Raw genomic sequence first — 18654 nt, 5'->3', positions numbered from 1 at the left:
GGCGCAAGCCTTTCAATGATCAAGGAGAAAACAGATGAGTCAACTCACCAACCGTCGCGGATTCTTCAAGACCGCGGCAGCGGGCGCCATCGGTGCCGCCGCTTCCGTCGAAACCGTCATGGCCGCCTCGCCCAAGGCCTCGGCCGATCGGGATCTCATTATCCTCGGTGCGGGCTGCGGCGGACTTTGTTGCGCCGTACGTGCGGCGGAACTCGGTCTCAAAGTGACGCTCCTTGAAAAGATGTCCACTTCTGCGGGCAACACGATCTACGCCGCAGGCTTTCTCCTCGGTGTTCACACCTCGTTCCAGGCGGGCAAAAACGACGCCGACAGCGTCGACGCCTTCTACGAAGACATGATGAAGGTCTCTCAAGGCAAGGGCGATCCGAAGTTGACGCGCAAGGTTGCCGAAGACGCCGACAAGACGCTCGAGTGGTTGCACAAGTCCGCGGGCATCAACTTCTCGGCCGGATCCAAACTTGTCTGGCCGATGCTCTCTCGCGCTCACCTCGTGACGGGCAAGGTCAAGCCCGGCGGCGGCCAGCTCAGCTTGAGTCTCATTGAACGAGCCAAGGCGCTCGGTGTCGATCTTCGTTTCAACACAAAGGCGGTGGCGATCCTTCAGGATGAAAAGACCGGCGCGATCAACGGCGTTCGTATCAAGACGAAGGAAGGTCTCTCCGAACTCCGCTCGAAGAAGGGCGTCGTCATCGCGACGGGCGGCTTCTCCGCCAATCAGGCTATGGTTACGCAGTACATCGGCTCGGGCGGCGCGAAAATGCCGATTCGCGGTTCGCGCATCATTGCGGGCGAAAACATCGCGCTCACCGCTCCCTTCCTCCCGAAAGTCGTTAACGTCGATCAGTACCACTGCGGTCCGATCCACGGTCCCACGGGGGCAAACCCGCTCAACATCGTCAACAACGGCGTGTGCATCAACCGAAAGGGCGAGCGCTTCACGAACGAAGGGCAAACCTACGTTCAGATGTCTCGTGACGTCGCCTCGATGACGCCCGACAACTGGGCTTTCATGGTGACGGATCAGACCGGTCGTGAGAATCCCGTGCTGGCCAACGACTGGGACTCCTATGCTCGTCTGGGTGCGCCCGTGTACGTCGGAAATACGATCGAAGAGGCGGCAAAGAAGGCCGGGCTCGATCCCGCCAAGGTCGCTGCGACCGTGGCCGAATACAACAAGGCGGTGAAAGAAGACAAGCGCGGCGCACTCGTTCCCGTCAACACGCTCCCGAAGGCTCCGCTCGTTGAAAAGGCGCCATTTTACATCGTGCCCTTCCAGGGCGGCATGACGGCTACGTTCGGCGGTCCGCTCATCAACACGAACGGTCAGGTGCTCGACACCGAAAATCGTCCGATCGACGGGCTCTTTGCGGTGGGGAACGCCGTGGGCGGCCTCTTCTACGACAATTACGTGGGCGGTGCGCAGCTCACGAGCGCAGCGGTCTTCGGCGTCGCCGTGGCCGAATTCGTGAAAGGCTGAGTCCGGATCAACTGCTTCGAGCCGACCGAAGGAAACTTCTTCCTTTGGCCGACAATGCCTCGGGACCGTGCGCGGCCGCGTTCGCAGAATATGCGCGCGGGCCGGGGTGCTTGAGTGCGATCAAAAGGCCGCTTCTCCCGCCGGGAGGGCGGCCTTTTTCGATGGCGTCGCTTCGGCTCTTTTGCGACATGCGGCTTCGGCGGGCGGGCGGCTGCCGTTGGATCCTTTATTCGGGAAGCCAACAGGAAAAACACTATTATCCGAAACGCTCGACCGTGCTACCTTGGCCTTGAGAACCGCGAGATTGCTCGCGGTGAGGAGGTTCCATGCAAAGACGCAATTTCTTTGGTTTGGCTCTTGCCGCCGGAGCGGGGTGTCTGGCCTCGGCGCCGGCTTCGGCCGTTTCTACGAAATCTCCGGAAAAATGGGACCGTTCGGCCGACATGGTGATCGTCGGCGCGGGCGGCGGCGGGTTGATGGCGGCGGCCTTCGCCCGGAAGACGGGGCTCAACGTGCTTGTTGTCGAAAAGATGGGGCTTGTCGGCGGCTCGACGTTGCTGTGCGGCGGCGAGTGGTCCGTGGCGGACTCCGACGAGCAGCGCGCAGCGGGAATCAAAGACAGCGAAGAAATCTTCCTCAAAGACATGCTCGAAGTTGGCGGGCACCGCAACGACCCCGAGCTCGTTAAGGCGATGATCAAGTCGGGACGCGCGGCCTATGAGTTCGTCACCCAAGAGCTCGGTTTGAAGCCCGATCATGTTTCGGCGGTTTCCGGCATGAGCGTGCCGCGCGCGCACCACTTCACGCCGTCCGATCTCATCGGAAAGCTTTGGGAATACGACAAAGCTCAGGGCGTCGACTTTCTGATGAATACGAGGGTCGAACGCCTGACCTGGGACTCCGACGCCGAGCGAATCAACGGCATGCGCGCCCGTACCAAGGACGGCAAGACGTTGTACATCGAGGCGAAGAGGGGCGTCCTCATTGCGTCCGGGGGCTTTACGCGCAACCCGAAGCTGCTCGAAAAGTACAACCCTCTTATGATGAAGACCGAGCCCGAAGGCGGCATGGGCAATACGGGCGACGGCATGCTGATGGCGCAGGCCTACGGCGCCGACACGCTCGACACGCAGTACATCAAGGCCACGTTCGGCTACAGGCCCGATGCCAAGAAGTACTCGGCCGACACGTTGCACGGGTACTACGACGGCGCGATCATCGTCAACAGCGACGGGAAGCGCTTCGTCAACGAGTCGCTCTCCTACAAGCTTCTCGCCGACGCCGCTCTTGTTCAGAAGGATCCGAACAACTTCCAACTTTTCGACGAACCGTTGCGAGTTGCGATGCGGAATAAGAGCGCCAAGTACAAGAAGCTCCTCTCGCCGATGGACAACGGCGGCGAAACCGACTATTGCCTGCGCGGCGACACGCTCGAAGAGGCGGCGAAGAAGGCCGGCATCCCGCCCGAAACGTTGAAGGCGACGGTCGAGCGCTACAACCAAGCGGTTGACTTCGGTAAGGACACCGAGTTCGGTCGTACGTCCCTGACTTCGGGCTTCGGCAAGCTCGTCAAGATCGAGAAGGGGCCCTTCTATCTGTACCGCTCGCGCGGACGCATCATCGCGACCTATTGCGGTTTGCGGATTGATCCGAAGGGCGAAGTGATTGACGTCTTCGGCGAACCGATCCGCGGCCTTTGGGCGTGCGGCGAAGTTTGCGGCGGCGTGCACGGCGCGGCGTACATGACGGGCACTGCGGTCTGCAAGGCCATGGCGTACGGTCGAATTGCCGCGCTGGAAATCGCAGGAAAGAAGTCCTGATCGTATTCCAATAGGGCGGCTTACGGGCCGCCCTTCTTTTTCGTCTTACGGATCGGGGGCGCACGGACGACGTTCCCGCAATGGGAGAGGTCCGTCACGGCTCTCACGCCCCTCCCGATGACCGTACGCTTTCTTTGAGCGCCAACCAGATCGCCGCAATTTCCTGAGGCGTGCGTGCACCGAGCTTTCGGCATGCCGAAGCGCGGTGGAATTTCACCGTGCGCTCGGCAATGTTCAAACGAAAGGCTGCTTCCTTGTTGAGGCATCCCTCGGCGATGAGTTGAAACACTTCGCGTTCGCGTTGTGTGAGCAAGGCCCACTTTCCCGAGAAGTCCATCGTACGACGCGCCTCGTTGGCTTTGATCCAGCTTGCTCGTATCGCTTCCGTCACGGCTTTCTTAAGACGCACGGGATCCACGGGTTTGAGCATGAAGTCAAAAGCTCCGCGCTTGACCGCACGTACCGCCATGTCGACGTCACCGTGTCCCGTGACGAAAATCACGGGCAAGTCGTTGCCGTCCGCACTCAACCGATCCTGAAGCGCCAAGCCGGAAATTCTGGGCATGCGTACGTCGAGGATGATTGCTCCGGGAATCTCCGGGTCGTCCTCGTCAAGAAACGCTTCGGCGCTCGGATAGAGCTTCGTGCGCCACTTGGCCATGGTGAGCATGAACGCGTACGAGCGCCGCATGGCTTCGTCGTCATCCACAATGCGCACCACCGATGCGGCTTTCAGTACGGCATCATCAACCGCAGAAGTCTCGGAATTAGGGTTTGAAATCGTCATGCGTTCGATCCTATCGTGCTTCGTACATCATCATCCAAGCCTCCACAAAGCCGTCCGACCTTCGCCTCAAGCTCACCGCTCCGCCCTCTCGCTCCATAATTTGAGCACAAATGGCGAGTCCGAGGCCAAGCCCGCCGTCGCGCACTGCTTTCTTGGGTTCGAACACGCGCTCGAGCACTTCGTCGGAGAGCGTTCCCTTGTTGAGAACGCAAAAGCCGATGCCGTCGGCAAAACGAATGTCGGGCGGCGGCGCCGCAAAGAGCCAAACGGTCGGATCCGCGTCGCGGCGTACCGCTTCAGCCGCGTTCTTAAGCAGATTGAGGAGTACCAGACCGAGTTCCATGCGACTCCCTTCAAGCACGCATTGCGATAGCGTCTCATTCTCTTCAATCTCGAGACGACAGCGTTCTCCGTAGAGCTTTCGAAACGTTGTCGCACCTTCCTCCAAAAGATTCGCCACGGTGAAGCGCTCGATGCGTCGAGCCTCCCCCTTGGCGTATCCGCGAACATGATCGATGATTTCGGCGGCACGTCGGTTCTGAGATTCGATTTCGGAGAGCGCCGTCTCAAGAAGCTCCCAGTCCGGAGCGGATTCGTTTGCAAGCAAACCCTTCGATTGTTCTGCTCGGCTTGTTTCCCGCAACCAATCCCGAATGCCTTCCGTGTAGTTCGAAATGACGCCGAGCGGTTGCTTGAGTTCGTGTGCCACCATGTTGGAGAGCATGCTCATCACGCTCATCTTTTGCATCCGATCGAGTCGTTCCCCAGCGTCGCGCGCCTGCGCCTCCAAGTGCCGCTGTTCGGCCAGCGCACTCTCAAGCGAAGCAGTGCGCTCGCGTACGATCCGTTCCACCTTGATCGCATGCGCGATGCCACCCAAGATCAAAATGACGAGGAGGAGCACGTGCGGCCAGTAGGCGAGCAAAAAACGTTTCGCGTCGAAGTGACGCAAGTATGCGTAGTGCCCGACCTCAAGTGTTTGGTAAAGGCGATCCACGGCGAGAAAATTGCTTGCGATGCTCCACTCGGCGCCTTCCGCATCTGCAGGCATCGAAAGCAACGCCGCCGCAACGAGTTTCGAAGCTTGCGCACCCGCACGTGCCGTCGTCGCAAAGACCCAGCCCGGATACAGGTCGGTCGAGCGACGGCATCGGAACCCCGGAATCGAAGGCTTTTCGTTAACAACGCGAAACTCGCCGGATTTGACGATCCCCTTGGCTTCGGCTTCTTCGAGCAAACAGGTTCTGACGAAGCCGACGTCCGCGCCGCCATTGCGCTGAAGCTCGTTGATTACCAACTGCATCGGGTAACCCGTAAAGCGTACTTCGTCGAAAAACCGTTCCGGGGCCCGTCCGTCGAATCCGACGGCTCTGCTTTGCGCTTTGATTTCGCCCAAGCCGACATAATAGCCGCCGAAGCCATTGGAGGCTACCGCCACGGCGCGCGTACCCTTTAAGTCTTCGAGCGTTTGAAGATCCGTGCGTTCCGCGCGCACGATGAAGACACCGCCCAGAGCAAAGTTCGGATCATCCGCCTCGCGCGGGCGCTGCGTCGTGAGGTGACGCGCCCCGTAGGTTTGTTGTGCGACGGCGAAGAACCCCGGGTTCGAAATGAAAAAATCGAGCTCCTGCTGTTCGACGGCTCGACGCAGCGACTCGATGTCGTGGTATGAGACCTCCAGCGAAATACCGTCATCGGCCAACCGTTTGCGCAAATATACAATGGTCGGCAGAAATGTTTCCGCGCTCGAAAGTCTCCCGACCGTTTCGAGAATCCCCACCCGCAACGTCGTCTCTACCTTCGGGACGATTGTCTCGGTAGCGAGAACCCCAAAAACGCACGCCGTCCCCGTCACAAGGACGACCGCACGCGCAACGAGGTTCCCGAGCGCGGCGTACCGAATACCGTTCGCTTTGCACATTCTCAAAGTCGGCGAGTTCCGCAGGGCGAGGGCCAGCGCGCTTCCACGACGAAGAGCGTCAACCACAGCAAATCCTTCGTGACGCCTTCGGGCAACGCTTCGATAAGGGGTTCTGCCTCGATCGGCCACGCCAAGCGTTCGCGCACGTACGCCTCGAAGCGCTCCATCGCCTCGCGAACCTCGTCCGGAGCGGCGTTCTCCCGACCGGCCTCCGTCGATGCCCGCGCTTCGTGCGCCTCATCGGCCGCCAGGACTCGTTTGAGCAGGTGATAGCCGAAAGTCAGTTCCATGCCGAGATGATCCTCGGGCGTGCGCTCGTCCGGGGCATGTTCAAGTCCGTTGGCGGCCATCCAACGGCGCATTTCATCCCGAGGCTCCTGCATGAGCAGTCCGGTTCGAAACGCACTTTCGCTTGAGGGGAACAACTCCTTCCCGACACAGAAGATGCGCGCGAAATCTTGCTCGGCTTGCGACAGCGCTTCCCCGTCCTCGTCGGCGTTCAGAGCGGTTCGAAGTCTCTCGAACCGGGATGCCGTCTCAGGGGCGGTTTCTGCGAGCCAGTCGAGTACGAACCTGAATGTTTCGGCAACGCGGGGATGGGGGCCCGAGACGAACCAGGCGCCGAGCGAGAGCATCAGAAGCGCGCGGATCTTGGCGGCATCGAGCGCACGGGCGTCGACGGTTTGATCGTTGAAGTGCATCGGCAAGTTTTCCTAAAGGGGAGCGTCGAATCGTCGAATCGCTCCGGGCATGCGGTCTTTTCCCGGGGCAAGGGGATCAATTATGCTCCTTGCCCCGGAGTCCGAAATGAGATCAGAGCTTGACGCGCATCGGACGAGCCTTCACGAAAAGGTTGGGCTTCGTTCGACGAACATCTTCCTCACGAAGGCCCACCGCTATTTGCGCAGCCTCGGGGTGACGTCGCCGAAGCTCTTCGATCGGCATGAGTTCGAGCGCGCGGCCCGGGCAGGATGCCACGCAGGCCGGCTTCAACCCCTTGTCGAGTCGGTCCGTGCACATGTCGCATTTCGTCATCGGGGTGGAACCCTTCCGAGCGTACTGCGGCACGTGCCACGGGCAAGCGGCTTCGCAAGCGCCGCAACTCACACACTTGGCGGGATCCACCTTCACGGCGCCGTACTTCTCGTCCTTCGTGATGGCCTTGACCGGACAAACCTTGAGGCAGGCCGGATCGTCACAATGGTTGCATCCCATGGAGAGCGGCACGATTTCCACATGGGGCGCGCATTCTCCGAACTCGAAGAAGCTCACGCGTCGCCAGGTTTCCTTCATGTCGAAGCGGCGAAGCAACGCCTTGTCGTGCGGTCCGGTCTCAGCCGTGGGACGTCCGCCCGCACCCCACGAAGCGGGGATGTCGAAGCCTGCGGCGCTTTCCGCATCCAGTGCGGGATGCTTAGAGGCGTCGCCCCGACGGCATTCGTTCCATTCCTTGCAGGCAACGGTACAGGTACGACACCCAAGGCAGCGCTGTTGATCAAAGTAAAAAGCCCATTGCGTCATTTCATTCGTCCTAGAAGTCGTTCGTCGTGGTGCACACGTCAATGCGGAAGTGTTTTCGATACTTCGCAGAGGTTTCCGCCGGCTGCAAACCCGCCGGACTTGCTCGTCTGGGTGTGCAGGAAGGGATCCCCCGCCCCGATGTCTCGGTCGGTCGTCAGCGTATTGACGGCGCCGCCCACGTCCACGGGCACGGTGTGTTTCTCGGGCTTGCCATCGCCGTCCGTATCGAACCAAGCCTCGAAGAACTCCTTCTCGCTCGGCTGATACCAGGCGCCTTCGCCGATCGCCACGACGCCGGGCACTTGGCGAAGCGTGAGAATCGCGGGCAACTTCATGCAACCGGCATCATTCCACACGTAAACCATGTCCCCTTCGGAAATCCCGCGGACCCGAGCGTCGGACGGATGCATGAACACGCCGTGCTCGAACGTGTCCGTCAGCATCGTCGTGTTGTCGAAGCTCGAATGGGAACGGTTGGGCATGTGAGGCGTCGTGAACTGAAGGGGATAGGCCACGCCCTTCGCGCCCTTGCGACCTTCCACAACGTCTTCGCGTCCCTCGGGCGGGCGAACGTACTGGCAACGTGCCGCTTTCTGCATGAGACGACCGCGGGAGGCCAGGAAGGGCGAATAGAAGTTGATCCGACCGGTGTCGGTCGGGAACTCGCCCGGTGCGAACTTCGCCGCCGCAATCACGCTCTTTTCGGGCGGTGTCGGCAGTTGCAGGTTGGCCTTCTCGAGCATTTCCTCGAAGGTAGGCAACTTGAAGTCGGGATCGATCGCCTTGTAGGCCTCGGGGACCTTGGCTCCCTTCCATTGAATCGCCATCACCTCTTCGTCACTCATACCGCGACGCCCGTAATCAAGGCCGAGGCGTTCCGCGATCATGGCGTTGATTTCCCAGTCGGGCTTCGATTCGTACATCGGTTCAACGATCTTGCGCACGACGTTCGTGTCGGTCTTGACGCGACTGCCCGTGAAGAAGCTTTCTTCGAAATGCGTGACCACCGGGAACACGATGTCTGCGTAGCGTGCGGTCGAGCTCATGAAGCGTTCGTAGCAGATGATCGATTCGAGCTTCTTCCAGGCGAGAAGCTTCGGGTTGATGGCACCGCGCTGATTGAACGTGTCGCAGGAGCCCGCACCGCGCCAAATCATTTCGATCCTCAATCGGGGATCCTCGCCGAGATCGATCCCGTTCATGCGCAGTACGTCGTCGCGAAGCTGTTCGGCCGTACGCGAATCGCGCCCCGTGAGGATGACCTGAGAGGAGAGATGTTGCGAGAAGAGAATCGCCTTCGACTTTTCACCCTTGCCGAGTCCGGGCGCCTGCCCGAGTTTGAGCGACATCCCGTCCACGGGCGAGAGCGAACCGATGCCGCCGCCGCGAACCGTAGCGTTGCCCGTCATCGCCGCAAGTGCGAGGAGCAACCAGGTGTAATACATGCCGTTGCCGGTGCGCTGCGCGCCGCCTGCCGTCCATCCCGAATAGAGGCAGGCCGGTTTGGCGTGCGCGTAAGTGAGCGCCAAGGTTTCGATCGTCTTCGCATCGACTCCGGAGAGTTCCGCAGCCCAGCGCAGCACGCCCGCCTCACCGCCTTTTTCACGGTTGAGCTCTTCGAGATATTCGACGAAACTCTGCCCCTCGGGCACGACAAACGTCTGTCCCTTCCAAGCTTCGCCGGTAACCGGATTCTTGCCCGGCGACCGGGAGACGACTTTGTCGTTCGGATAGAAGCCGAAGCAATACTTGCGCAAGTAGGCTTCGTTATGGAGGCCGCGGCTGTAAATCGTGTTCATCATCGCGACCAAAATCGCCGAGTCGGTGCCCGGACGCGGCGCGATCCACGGCGTAAGGCCCGGCGCGCCCGTTGCCATGGCGCCCACCGTACCCGTGTAGCGACTGTCGACAACAACGATCGGGATGCCCTGTTCCCGAGCCTTCGTCATAATGAAGGGCAGGTGCGGCGAAGTCGTCTGCGGGTCCGCCGACCAGACGACGATGAACTTCGAATTCAGCATGTCGATCGCCGGATGGCCGGTCACGCCCTTACCGAGCGCGTTGTAAAGGCAGTCGTTCTGGTTTCCTGCGGAATGGTGACCGTACGCGGAGAGGTACGGCCCCATGAAAGGCAGGGGTGTTCCGCCCAACTCCCAAATCGGAAGGTAGCCGAGCGTCTTTTGACGCTCCTTCATCAACTCGATCTTCTCGCACGCGCGATCGATCGCTTCATCCCAGGAAATGCGCTTGAAGGTGGCGAGATTGCCTCGTTCGCCCGTCTGGAGAAGCGGGTACTTGAGGCGATCGGGAGCATAAAGGCGCTTGCGTTCTGCGTAGCCCTTCATGCAGGCGCGACGTTGCATGCAGCCGATCGATTCGTCCCCGGCGCTTTCTGCGCGCGGTACGTCACCGGCCGAAGTGAGCGCGAGCAGACGACCGTCGCGCACGTGCGCCTTGAGCATGCACTGCCCGTGGCAGTGAATTTCGTGATAGGTGTTGATCACTCTGACGTTCGTCTCAAGCATCGACCGGGTCGAGGTGACGAATTTCGGGGCAACGGCGGCAACGGCACGTTCGAGTTGACCGAAAACAGAACTCACCGCGGCGCAAGCCGCCGTGGTTTTGAAAAGATTGCGGCGCGTGAGCCCGCACGAACTCGGATTTTTGGGCGGACGATGGGACATCCTGTTCTCCTGGAAGGGGTCTGGGAATGTTCGAATTATCCGCGGCCTTCTCCGGACCGACCAGCTGTATGTGCGGCCTAGCACCATAGTGCAGTTATTCATTCCGGTAATAGCGCGCTTCGTCATCTCCCGCAACGAAGGAGGAACGGGGGGCTGCGGGCATTGTCGCCGGCATCGACGACCCATTCGGGTGCGAGGAGCGCTCGACCGCCTTATCCCGCCCGTCGAGGGCGCAAATGGAATTGGAATGAAGGCGGAAAAACAGACGCGCTGACCCGGGGAAGTTAAGGCACGATGCAACCTCTTTCAAAGAGTTTTTCCATGGACATGCCCCGCCACCGGTTCACCCATGAGTTCAAGCTCAACGCTCTCCACCTTGCTTTCCATGAGAAGCGCCCTGCGTATCGGGCCGCCGACAAGCTTGACATTCCGCGCAAGATCCTCTGCGGCTGACTCCGTCGGTACCGCCGGGACGCTCCTTGCTTCGATCGGCCAAGACAACCTACCGAGTCTTCTCCGCCGCCTTTACGGTGCTCAACGGCACGTCCCCCGCAGACGTCGAGAAGGTGTAGGGTTCGATCAGCGCTTCGAGTCTTCCTCCTCCGATAGGTAATGCTTCTCCGATGTCCTCCGCTCTCCTTGCTACAAAGTGGCCGAAGAATGCCCCCAACTTCAACGATACGATCCCCTACGCGTTTGCCACCGTTTTTGTTCAGACGGAAAAGGCAGGCGTTACCGTTCCGTTGCACTCGCACCCCAACGGGCAGTTCAGCATTCCCCTGAGCGGCGGACGGTGCGGCGTCGAACTCGAAGACTGGCGTTGGGTTCTGCCTCGCTACGCCGCGGCGTGGCTGCCGCCGGGAACGTTCCATAACGGCATTCAGGATTCCGGGGCCGAGCTTATGACGCTTTACGTGGCCCCGCAGGTGGCCCGCACGTTCCCGCCGCGCCCCGTGCGAATTCTGTTGAACCCGATGACCTTCGAGATGATTCGTCATTTCACCAAGGTTTACGGATCGACCGACCGAAGTCTGCATGCGAAGCGAATTGCAAAGCTCTTCATCGAGGAGCTCCGTCACGCACCGGAGCTCCCCAAGGGCTTCGCGCCCCTATCCAACCATCCTGTTCTGCGCCGAATCGCCGAGAACCTCTTGACGCCCGAATGCCGGAACCTCTCGAACGAGGCTTGGGCCGCTCGTCTCAACATGACCGCGCGGACTCTTTCTCGTCTGGTGTCTCGCGAAACGGGACTGAGCTTCGCGAAATGGCGCATGCACATGGTGCTGCTGGCATCGTTGAACGACCTCAACGACGGCCGATCCGTCGAAAGCACGAGCTACAACGCAGGTTTCGAAACCCCGTCGGCCTACATTGAGGCTTTCAAAAAGATTTTCGGCAAGACACCCGGCAACTTCCGAAAAACTCTCCTGTTGACGGGCGAAGATCCGGACTGGACCATCGACTACGAGCACAAAGACGTCGACGGTTCACACATCCGGCTGGAGGACAGGGGAAACCCCAACTGTCTGAAATGACGTATCAAATGACCGGTTACGCTATGGTTCCGAAACCGTAGGATGCCGACAATGACGGGGTTTCAAACGCTCGGAGGCTTCGCCGCCACGAAGAATCCGAGTCCGAAAAAGGAGATCCCAAATGGGCACGTCATCACTTTCCCGCCGCAGCTTCCTGCAGGTTGCGGGACTGGCGACCGCGTTCGCATCTTTTCCCCTTACGCCGCTGGCCAAAGCGGTCGGCGAGGCTGTAACCGATCTTGAGACCTGGACCTGGTCCGCCTGCACGGTCAATTGCGGCAGTCGTTGCGCACTTCGACTTGCCTCCCGTAACGGTCGGGTCATTCGTATCGAAACCGACAATACGGGCGACGTCGCATGCGGGGCTTTCCCGCAGGTTCGCGCTTGTCTGCGCGGTCGGTCGATGCGTCAGCGGCTCTACGCGTCGGATCGACTCAAATACCCGCTCAAGCGCGTCGGGGAACGAGGCGACGGGAAGTTCGAACGCATTTCTTGGGATCAGGCGCTTGACGAAATCGCCGAAAAGTTGAAGGCCACGATCGCCCGATACGGCAACGAAGCGGTCTTCATCAACCACGGTTCGGGCAACAACGGCGTTGCCGTGAACTCCCGTCGGTGCACGCAACGCTTCTTCAACCTGATCGGCGGGAACCTGAACTTCTTCTCCGACTATTCGGCCGGTCAGTTCCAACATGCCTGGCCCTACCTCTTCGGCGACTTCGCCGCGACCGGTTACACGAGTGCCGCTCTGAGCCAGGATACGAACGTCGGCTCGTATATGGAACAGATTGCCAATGCCAAGCTCTATGTCGGCTTCGGCAACAATCCGGCCGTTACCCGTGCGTCGGGAGGCGGACAGTCCTTCGGCTTCGGTTGCGCCGTTCGCAAGGGGCGGCCCCGCATGATCATGATCGATCCGATTTATACCGATTCCATGCTCGGCAACGAGGACGAGTGGGTGCCGATCCGGCCGGGCACGGACGCCGCGCTCGTCGAAGGCATGGCTTACGTCATGATTACGGAAAACCTGGTCGATCAGGAGTTCCTCGATCGCTATTGCATCGGCTACGACGAAAAGACCCTCCCGAAGAGCGCTCCGGCCAACAGCGACTACAAGAGCTACATCCTCGGTAAAGGTCCCGACGGACTCCCAAAAACGCCGCAGTGGGCCGCGCGTGAAACGGGCGTTCCGAGCGAAACCATCGTGCGTCTTGCTCGGGAGATCGCCACAACGAAGCCGCTCTTCGTTGCCCAGGGCTGGGGCCCGCAACGGCACGCCAACGGCGACAGCCTGACGCTGGCCATTGCCATGCTCCCGATCCTCACGGGTCAGATCGGACTTCCCGGCACCAACAACGGCGCGCGCGAAGCCGACCAAGCGGGCTTTGCCGCCTCCATTCCCGTGCCGCCCAATCCGGTCAAGGCGTCGATCTGTCTCAACGTGTGGCATCGAGCCGTCACGGATGCCGCGTCGATGACGGTCGAAAACGGGCTTGCGAAGAACACGACGGGCCTGCGCTCGAACATCAAGTTCATGTGGGAGACGCAGGGCAACAACGTCATCAACCAACACACGGGCAGCAACGAAATGGCAAAACTCTTGCGTACGCCCGGACTCATCGACTGCTTTGTCGTAGTCGACAACATGATGACGCCGACCGCCCGCTTTGCGGACTACGTTCTTCCCGACGTTCTCGGTCCGGAAGTCGACGATTTCTCGGCGGACTCCTACTCGGTGGGCGGCCAGTGCTACCTGATCGCCATGCAGAAAGCGGTCGAACCGCAATGGGAGCAGAAGCCGAACTACGAAATCATGCGCGAGATGGCTCGCCGCTTCGGTGTCGAGGACAAGTACACGGAAGGGAAGACGTACCGTGATTGGATGATCGAAGCGTACGAAGCAACCCGGGAAAAAGCGCCCGAGTTGCCGCCCTTCGAAGAATTCTGGAAGCGCGGCATCGTGCGCTATTCGGTCCCCGCCGACACCGGGATCACGATGGAGAGCTTCCGGCGCGATCCGCAGAAGTCGCCCCTCAAGACGCCTTCGGGCAAGATCGAAATCTATTCGGAACGCCTCGCCGAACGAGCCGAGAAGGAACCGCTCCCCGAAGGGATCGGGCAGAAAATCACCGCACTTCCTTCCTACGTCGTTTCCCGTGAAATGCTCGGCAAGGGCGACCCGCTTGAAGCGAAGTATCCGCTTGAGGCCTACGGCTACCACGGGAAAGGCCATACGCACTCGTCCTACGCCAACCTTCCGTGGCTCAAGGAAATCGCTCCCGACGAACTCATGATCAACCCGATCGATGCGGAGCCGCGCGGCATCAAGACGGGGGATGACGTCATCGTGAAAAACGACCGCGGTGCCATTCGTCTTCCGGCGAAGGTGACGCCCCGCATCATTCCCGGGCTGGTGGCCTTCCCGCAGGGCGGCTGGTACACGCCCGACAAAGACGGTATCGACCGCGGTGCGTGCGCCAACACCATCACCAGCCAGGAGCCGACGCCGGTCGGCAAATGCAGCGGCATGCACACGAACCTTGTGGAAGTCACGAAGGCCTGAAGGAGAAACGAATCATGAAACAATACGGCTTTTTCATCGATGCGGCCAAGTGCACGGGCTGCAAGACCTGCGTGGTCGCCTGCAAGGACAAGCACGGTTCGGAACCCGGGATCCGGCTTCGGCGCGTAACCGAGTATGCGGGCGGCACGTGGAAACGCACGGAGGAAGGTGCGTGGAAGCAAGACGTGTTCGCTTACTACGTGTCCGACGCCTGCAACCACTGCGCCGACCCGGCCTGCGTGAAGGTCTGCCCGACGAAAGCGCACGCCAAGCACCTTGACAAGGGCGGGTTGGTGCTGATCGACGAATCCAAGTGCATCGGGTGCGGTGCCTGCGCGACGGCCTGTCCGTATCACGCTCCCCAACTCGACCGCAAAGCCCGAAAAATGCGTAAGTGCGACGGCTGCGTCGACCGGCTCGAAAAGGGACTTCTTCCCGTCTGTGTGGAAGCCTGTCCTCATCGAGCGATCGAGTTCGGCGACATCGAGGAGTTGCGGCGCAAGCACGGTGCGAACGCCGAGATCGCTCCCCTGCCGAGCGCGTCGTTGACCAAACCCAATCTCGTCGTCGGCCTGCCGCGACGCAATGCGAAGCCGGCGGGCGACACGTCCGGCAACGTCTACTGAACGACCTCTTGAGCGATCGGCTCTTTGTTACCGCCGGATGCGCGACTCCCTGCGTATCCGGCGGTTGCGTTATCGAGTTGCTCGTTCACGGCGCGCTCCTTGATGAAGTAAGTGCGGTATCTTTCGCGCAACACGCGCACAGCTCGTTTTCCCGGTCTCACGGTCGACAAGCTCTTGCCCGGGCCGGCAGGCCCGCTCATGAGGAGATTTTCTTCGCGAACCGGCCCTTGCAGATCCTTGAGTTCTTCGAGTTGTCCGGTCGCAACGCTGCGGAGCCGGAATTCAAAGCTCATGGAAGCATGGGGAAAACGAGCCGTCGTCGCATCATCGGCTCGCGTTGCCTCGGCACGACGGTTCGTGTCGGCGTCGACGCGTCAAACCCGTAAAAACAATCCGGCGCGGACACAAGCCGCGCCGGACTGCGAGTCACACTGCGAATTTCGATCGCCGCTTTGTTTCTACGGCAGAGAAATGGTGTCTCGACTCACGGTGTTCGTTCACTTGACCTTGAAATCAAAGTCGTGACACTGGTTGCAGAAGTTCTCCGACTCTTCGTGCCCGCGATGGCAGTTCGTGCAGTCGAGTTGATCTTGGTAGTGCGGTGACATGTGCGGATTGTTGGGCTTCACGCCGGCCGTCTTGGCGACAAGCGCCTTGACGTCGTGACAACCCGTGCACGTTGCGGTCGTCGGTTCGGTCGGATTCGCCTTGTCGGGCCCGTGGCATGCTTCGCACGCGACGCCCTTTTCGCCGTGGAGCGACGCGATGCCGGGTTCGGCGGCGAAGACCCCTGCGGCAAGCGTTCCGGCGAGAAGACCGAAACAAAAATTTTTGAGTTTCATAAGAGACCTGTCGCGGTGGCGGAAGAGGAAGGCGAAGCTTCCTCCTCCGCGAATGGTTGGGTTAGCTCCAAGGCGTTTCCTTGGCGGCGTTCTGACCGGCGATACGGCCGTAGACGATGCAATCGGTCACGGCGCAGGAGCCGAGACGCACGGCACCGTGCACGCCGCCCGACGCTTCGCCCGCGGCGTAGAGCCCCGGAATCGGTTCGTCGTTGACAATGTCGAGCGCATGCGCGTGCATGTCGGTGTAAATGCCGCCCATGCAGTGGTGAACCTTCGGCACCATCGTCGAAACGTACCAGGGACCCGTGCCCATCGGAACGGCCTTCTTGTTGACGTAGCGGTTGTAGTGCTTGTCGTGCCCCGTCTTAACGGCATCGTTCCACTCGGCGATGCTCTTCTTGAGCCCTTCGAGGTTGATCTTTTCGCCTGCTGCGAGTGCTTCGAGCGTGTCGTAACGACGCACGCATTTGCGTTCGAGCATCTTTTCGAGAAGGCCCGGACGGGAAACCCCCATGGGCTCCACGCCCTTCGCGTCCGCCACGGCGTAGCAGTGCACCCCCTGGTTGAGAAGGTTCATGATCGCGTCGGCACGAACCTTGCGATTGGCCAGCTCGTCGACAAAGCGCGTCCCGTTCTTGTCTTCGACCCAAACGCCGAACATGGCCGCGGCGCCCTGCGCAAAGAAGAGCGCAATGCCCATGCCTTTTTCACTCGGCGCCGTCCACGGCGCACACTGAATCCAGTCGGTCTGAATCATGTGGCAGCCGATGCGGGCGGATTCGCGCCATGCTTCGGACGTGGCCCCCGGCTGGCAGGTCGTGCCGAGCTTTTCGGTAAGCTTCGGATCCTGAATCGAGCGGAACTTCACGTCCGCGCCGAACCCGCCGTGCGCCAGAACGACGGCCCGCTTGGCGGCGATGAACTTCACCTTGCCCGACTTCGCATCGGGGAACTTATACCCTTCGCGAACCTGAACGCCCTTGACGCGACCGTCGGCATCGCGAATGATTTTTTCCATGAAGACGCGCGTGCGGGGGACAACGCCGAGGCTCTTCAGCTTCTCGACTTCCTTCAACACGATGCCGGAGCCCGAGCCGTTCTTCGTGATCGCGCAACGGGGAACGGAGTGTCCGCCTTCCTGCGCGACGCGTTCCTGTACCCATTCGACGCCGAGCTCCTTCACGGTCCATTCCCACGTCGGCAAAGCCTGCTTGCACATGTGGAGGACCTTTTCGCGATGGTTGAGGCCGCCGCCTTCGCGGAACATGTCCTCGGCCATGAGTTCGGGCGAGTCTTCGAGGCCTTCGCGCTTTTGCATGGGAGAACCGGGAACGCCCATGATGCCGCCGTTGATGATGGAATTGCCGCCGATCGTACGCATCTTTTCGAGCACGCACACGGAGGCGCCCGCAAGACGCGCTTCGATGGCGGCGGCGAGCCCCGCGAAGCCCGAACCGATGACGACCACGTCAAAGGTTTCGTCCCACTTGGAAGGCATCGGATCGACGGCCTTGGCCGAAGCGGCGGTGATGCCGCCGGCCATCAGCGTGGAACTCACTGCGGCGGTTTTGAGCCAGTTGCGGCGGGAAATATCGGTCATGGTTTTCTCCTTTAAAAGTCGAGGAACGCCGTTGGTCCCGGCGCTTTCGATACGGGGTAGTCTAAATAGCGGGAACGGGTTAAGCTATACCCGAGACGCAATCACAACTTGTGATTTTCACAAGATCTCAATTACACCTTTCGGAGGACAACGGTATGGCGGACAACCTTGACAACCTCTCGGCCTGGCGTCTGGTTTTGGCTCTCGGACGTACGGGCAGTCTGACCCAAGCGGCCGTGGCCGCCGACATCGAACTCTCGGCTGCGTCTCGGTTGCTGGCGAGCCTCGAAAAGTCGCTCGGAATTCCGCTCGTCGACCGGACGACGAAGCCCATGCGCTTTCACGCGAACGCCAAGCCTCTGCTCTCCAAAATCGAGGAGATGCTCGACCTCCACCGCGACCTGATCGAGCAAGCCTCGCTTCTCTCCGAGTCGGAAGCTCGCGTCACGATCCGCTTCAGCGTACCGACCAACATCGCCCGCCGATTCTTCGTGTTGCTGATGGATCGCTACAACCAGGAGGTCGATCCGAACGTGGACTTCGAGATCTTCAGCAATCTCGACCACATGGACGTGCAGAACGGACTGGTCGACGTCGCCATGCTGCCCTACTGTCCCACGAACGTCTCGGGCCTTCACGTCCGTCCTTTCCTGACCGCGACGAACCTCATCGTCGCCTCTCCCGCCTACCTTGAGGAGAACGGAACGCCCGAACGCGTCGAAGACCTGGTGCACCATCGGTTGCTGATTCGCACGGGTCGCTACTATCCCGTCACCACCCGGCTTTTCAGTTTGAAGGAGATGTTCGACCTTGAAACGCTCAAGCGTCAGCCGCTCCCCGACAAGCTCGGGCTCCTTGCCCGGTCGGCGTACAGCGGTCCCGCTCGGAAGAAGAACCGCCGGCTCTCAACGGTCTACGGCGATTGCATGACCTGCTACCAATCCGCGCTCGCGGGCATGGGCATCGCACTCGACCTCTCGCTCGGCGTCATCGACGGAGCCTTGAAGTCGGGCCAACTCGTCCCCGTGCTCAAAGAGTGGCATCGACCGCTTTGGCAAAATTCGCTCGTCATTCGCGAAAGGAACCTTCTCAACGAGGACCTGATGCGTTTCATGAACTGGTTCGCCGAAGAGCAAGGTCGGGAGGGCCGGGCTCGCTGGACGGGCTGGTACCGAAAATTCGGTCTGGATCCCGAGGCCGTACTCGAACGCGGTTATTAAAACGAAGGCCCTTCCTCACGGAAGGGCCCTCATC

The 18654-nt window shown here is 60.6% G+C and carries 15 protein-coding genes; 7 read left to right on the top strand and 8 right to left on the bottom strand.

Going from position 1 to position 18654, the window contains the following annotated elements:
- Positions 1-34 precede the first annotated feature (34 nt).
- Both S6FBBBH3_RS07265 and S6FBBBH3_RS07260 read left to right on the top strand, forming a co-directional pair.
- Complete coding sequence (locus tag S6FBBBH3_RS07265) at positions 35-1498, top strand: FAD-dependent oxidoreductase (protein ID WP_120177116.1); 1464 nt, start codon at positions 35-37, stop codon at positions 1496-1498.
- A gap of 326 nt (positions 1499-1824) precedes the next feature.
- Entirely contained in the window at positions 1825-3318 is a 1494-nt protein-coding gene (locus tag S6FBBBH3_RS07260; protein ID WP_120177115.1) for an FAD-dependent oxidoreductase, read from the top strand.
- A gap of 103 nt (positions 3319-3421) precedes the next feature.
- On the opposite strand, the gene S6FBBBH3_RS07255 is transcribed toward S6FBBBH3_RS07260, so the two are convergent.
- The 5 genes from S6FBBBH3_RS07255 to S6FBBBH3_RS07235 form a co-directional block, all read right to left on the bottom strand.
- Complete coding sequence (locus S6FBBBH3_RS07255) at positions 3422-4105, bottom strand: response regulator transcription factor (RefSeq protein WP_120177114.1); 684 nt, start codon at positions 4103-4105, stop codon at positions 3422-3424.
- A gap of 10 nt (positions 4106-4115) precedes the next feature.
- Positions 4116-6026 carry a sensor histidine kinase gene (locus S6FBBBH3_RS07250; RefSeq protein ID WP_120177113.1) on the bottom strand — a complete coding sequence of 637 codons (1911 nt, stop codon included), beginning with the start codon at positions 6024-6026 and terminating at the stop codon, positions 4116-4118.
- A gap of 2 nt (positions 6027-6028) precedes the next feature.
- Positions 6029-6727: a molecular chaperone TorD family protein gene (locus S6FBBBH3_RS07245; protein ID WP_120177112.1), complete on the bottom strand. Its 699-nt coding sequence runs from the start codon at positions 6725-6727 to the stop codon at positions 6029-6031.
- 112 nt (positions 6728-6839) lie between these two features.
- Positions 6840-7547 carry a 4Fe-4S dicluster domain-containing protein gene (locus tag S6FBBBH3_RS07240; protein WP_120177111.1) on the bottom strand — a complete coding sequence of 236 codons (708 nt, stop codon included), beginning with the start codon at positions 7545-7547 and terminating at the stop codon, positions 6840-6842.
- A 38-nt stretch (positions 7548-7585) separates the two neighbouring features.
- Positions 7586-10231 carry a molybdopterin-containing oxidoreductase family protein gene (locus S6FBBBH3_RS07235; protein ID WP_170143869.1) on the bottom strand — a complete coding sequence of 882 codons (2646 nt, stop codon included), beginning with the start codon at positions 10229-10231 and terminating at the stop codon, positions 7586-7588.
- Positions 10232-10552: 321 nt separating this feature from the next.
- On the opposite strand from S6FBBBH3_RS07235, the gene S6FBBBH3_RS11345 reads away from it, so the two are divergent.
- The 4 genes from S6FBBBH3_RS11345 (at position 10553) to S6FBBBH3_RS07220 (ending at position 14955) form a co-directional block, all read left to right on the top strand.
- Positions 10553-10684 (top strand): hypothetical protein, encoded by a 132-nt coding sequence (locus S6FBBBH3_RS11345; protein WP_269460458.1) that lies wholly within the window; start codon positions 10553-10555, stop codon positions 10682-10684.
- Positions 10685-10974: 290 nt separating this feature from the next.
- Positions 10975-11766, top strand: coding sequence for a helix-turn-helix domain-containing protein (locus S6FBBBH3_RS07230; RefSeq protein WP_170143868.1), 792 nt, complete (start codon positions 10975-10977; stop codon positions 11764-11766).
- A gap of 121 nt (positions 11767-11887) precedes the next feature.
- A complete protein-coding gene (locus tag S6FBBBH3_RS07225) occupies positions 11888-14329 on the top strand; it encodes a DMSO/selenate family reductase complex A subunit (RefSeq protein WP_120177108.1) in 2442 nt (813 codons plus the stop codon).
- Between the two features lie 14 nt (positions 14330-14343).
- The gene (locus S6FBBBH3_RS07220) at positions 14344-14955 is read left to right on the top strand and encodes a DMSO/selenate family reductase complex B subunit (RefSeq protein ID WP_120177107.1); all 612 of its coding nucleotides are present in this window, start codon (positions 14344-14346) and stop codon (positions 14953-14955) included.
- Here the strand turns inward: S6FBBBH3_RS07220 and S6FBBBH3_RS07215 are convergent.
- From S6FBBBH3_RS07215 to S6FBBBH3_RS07205, 3 genes are all read right to left on the bottom strand, one after another.
- A complete protein-coding gene (locus S6FBBBH3_RS07215) occupies positions 14949-15248 on the bottom strand; it encodes a hypothetical protein (protein ID WP_120177106.1) in 300 nt (99 codons plus the stop codon). The genes S6FBBBH3_RS07220 and S6FBBBH3_RS07215 overlap by 7 nt on opposite strands.
- Before the next feature lie 204 nt (positions 15249-15452).
- On the bottom strand, positions 15453-15797 hold the full coding sequence (locus S6FBBBH3_RS07210; RefSeq protein ID WP_120177105.1) for a cytochrome c3 family protein: 345 nt from the start codon (positions 15795-15797) through the stop codon (positions 15453-15455).
- Positions 15798-15858: 61 nt separating this feature from the next.
- On the bottom strand, positions 15859-17400 hold the full coding sequence (locus S6FBBBH3_RS07205) for an FAD-dependent oxidoreductase (RefSeq protein ID WP_120177104.1): 1542 nt from the start codon (positions 17398-17400) through the stop codon (positions 15859-15861).
- A gap of 155 nt (positions 17401-17555) precedes the next feature.
- Here S6FBBBH3_RS07205 and S6FBBBH3_RS07200 point away from each other — a divergent pair, with 155 nt between their 5' ends.
- Positions 17556-18620, top strand: coding sequence for a LysR family transcriptional regulator (locus tag S6FBBBH3_RS07200; protein WP_120177103.1), 1065 nt, complete (start codon positions 17556-17558; stop codon positions 18618-18620).
- Positions 18621-18654: the final 34 nt, after the last annotated feature.

This window comes from Sutterella megalosphaeroides, assembly GCF_003609995.1.
Classification (GTDB): domain Bacteria; phylum Pseudomonadota; class Gammaproteobacteria; order Burkholderiales; family Burkholderiaceae_F; genus Sutterella; species Sutterella megalosphaeroides.
This window is presented reverse-complemented; position numbering and strand designations above follow the sequence as displayed.

Excerpts from the sequence above, each read along its gene's own strand:
- S6FBBBH3_RS07265 (WP_120177116.1), top strand. The coding sequence starts at position 35 with ATGAGTCAACTCACCAACCGTCGCGGATTCTTCAAGACCGCGGCAGCG.
- S6FBBBH3_RS07260 (WP_120177115.1), top strand. The coding sequence starts at position 1,825 with ATGCAAAGACGCAATTTCTTTGGTTTGGCTCTTGCCGCCGGAGCGGGG.
- S6FBBBH3_RS07255 (WP_120177114.1), bottom strand. The coding sequence starts at position 4,105 with ATGACGATTTCAAACCCTAATTCCGAGACTTCTGCGGTTGATGATGCC.
- S6FBBBH3_RS07250 (WP_120177113.1), bottom strand. The coding sequence starts at position 6,026 with ATGTGCAAAGCGAACGGTATTCGGTACGCCGCGCTCGGGAACCTCGTT.
- S6FBBBH3_RS07245 (WP_120177112.1), bottom strand. The coding sequence starts at position 6,727 with ATGCACTTCAACGATCAAACCGTCGACGCCCGTGCGCTCGATGCCGCC.
- S6FBBBH3_RS07240 (WP_120177111.1), bottom strand. The coding sequence starts at position 7,547 with ATGACGCAATGGGCTTTTTACTTTGATCAACAGCGCTGCCTTGGGTGT.
- S6FBBBH3_RS07235 (WP_170143869.1), bottom strand. The coding sequence starts at position 10,231 with ATGTCCCATCGTCCGCCCAAAAATCCGAGTTCGTGCGGGCTCACGCGC.
- S6FBBBH3_RS11345 (WP_269460458.1), top strand. The coding sequence starts at position 10,553 with ATGGACATGCCCCGCCACCGGTTCACCCATGAGTTCAAGCTCAACGCT.
- S6FBBBH3_RS07225 (WP_120177108.1), top strand. The coding sequence starts at position 11,888 with ATGGGCACGTCATCACTTTCCCGCCGCAGCTTCCTGCAGGTTGCGGGA.
- S6FBBBH3_RS07220 (WP_120177107.1), top strand. The coding sequence starts at position 14,344 with ATGAAACAATACGGCTTTTTCATCGATGCGGCCAAGTGCACGGGCTGC.
- S6FBBBH3_RS07215 (WP_120177106.1), bottom strand. The coding sequence starts at position 15,248 with ATGAGCTTTGAATTCCGGCTCCGCAGCGTTGCGACCGGACAACTCGAA.
- S6FBBBH3_RS07210 (WP_120177105.1), bottom strand. The coding sequence starts at position 15,797 with ATGAAACTCAAAAATTTTTGTTTCGGTCTTCTCGCCGGAACGCTTGCC.
- S6FBBBH3_RS07205 (WP_120177104.1), bottom strand. The coding sequence starts at position 17,400 with ATGACCGATATTTCCCGCCGCAACTGGCTCAAAACCGCCGCAGTGAGT.
- S6FBBBH3_RS07200 (WP_120177103.1), top strand. The coding sequence starts at position 17,556 with ATGGCGGACAACCTTGACAACCTCTCGGCCTGGCGTCTGGTTTTGGCT.